The 1,363-nt window shown below is 48.8% G+C and carries 1 protein-coding gene; it reads left to right on the top strand.

Annotated features, from left to right (window positions below):
• Positions 1-1,363: CarD family transcriptional regulator (locus tag R7E00_RS23530; RefSeq protein ID WP_318124644.1), on the top strand; the 1,363-nt coding region annotated here is incomplete at both ends.

The raw sequence follows: 1,363 nt of genomic DNA, 5'->3' as shown, positions 1-1,363 counted from the left end.
TTCGACCATACCGAAACCCTGTTCGACTACTTACCTGAAGATTCGCAGCTGATCACATACGGCGACATTGAAGCAGCTGTCGACACATTCTTAAATGACGTCGAGTATCGCTACGATCAAAAGAAAATTGATCCTCTGCGTCCACTTCTTGCCCCACATGATTTGTGGCTCAAGAAAGACGAATTGTTTGCACACTTCAAACAACTTCCTCAGGCACAGCTCAGCCTAGAGAAAGTAGTGAAACGTGCTGGCCGCCAAAACTTAGCGGTACAAACACTGGCAGAACTTGGCGTTCAACAGCAAAACAAAGAGCCATTGTCTCGTCTGCGCCAATTCAGCGAACAATTTACGGGCAAAATCATCTTTTCAGTGGAATCAGAAGGTCGACGCGAAGCCCTGACTGAGCTTCTGCAAGGCATCAAAGTTCGCCCAGTGGTGCAAGAATCGCTGTATCACGCTTTGGAGTCAGACCACCGTTTCACGTTGATTCTTGGTTCAGCAGAACACGGCTTTATTCATGACGAGCTGAATTTCGCGCTGATATGCGAAACTGACTTGCTTGGCGATCGCGTAATTCAACGCCGTCGCAAAGACAAAAAAGCCGTCAACAGTGACACTGTTATTCGCCACCTTGCCGAGCTGAAACCAGGCCAACCTGTTGTTCATATAGACCACGGTATCGGTCGCTACATTGGTCTGCAAACCCTTGAAGCGGGGGGAATGAAAACCGAGTATGTGACGCTTGAATATCAAAACGACGCCAAACTTTATGTTCCCGTTTCCTCGCTAAACTTGATCAGCCGTTACTCTGGTGGAGCTGAAGAAACGGCTCCTCTGCACAAACTTGGCGGAGAAGCGTGGTCGAAAGCACGTCGAAAAGCGGCTGAGAAAGTACGCGATGTTGCAGCAGAGCTACTTGATGTATACGCGAAGCGTGAGCTAAAACCGGGCTTTAAATTTGCCTTAGATCGTGGCCAATACGCGACCTTCAAGGCAACATTCCCGTTTGAAGAAACCGATGATCAAGCCATGGCAATCAACGCGGTGCTTTCCGATATGTGCCAAGCAAAAGCCATGGATCGTTTGGTGTGTGGTGACGTTGGCTTTGGTAAAACAGAAGTTGCCATGCGTGCGGCCTTTGTTGCTACGGACAACAGCAAACAAGTTGCCGTACTCGTGCCAACAACCCTGCTTGCTCAGCAGCATTTTGAAAACTTCCGTGACCGCTTCGCGAACTTGCCAATCCGAGTCGAGGTGCTTTCTCGCTTTAAATCAGCCAAAGAGCAAAAAGTGATTTTGCAAGATGTTGCGGATGGCAAAGTTGATATCGTCGTCGGTACGCACAAATTGCTCTCCAGCGACA

The sequence above is a fragment of the Vibrio sp. Vb1755 genome (assembly GCF_033338635.1).
Classification (GTDB): domain Bacteria; phylum Pseudomonadota; class Gammaproteobacteria; order Enterobacterales; family Vibrionaceae; genus Vibrio; species Vibrio alginolyticus.
Note: the sequence above shows the minus strand (reverse complement) of the source record. Positions and strands in the feature narration are given on the sequence as shown.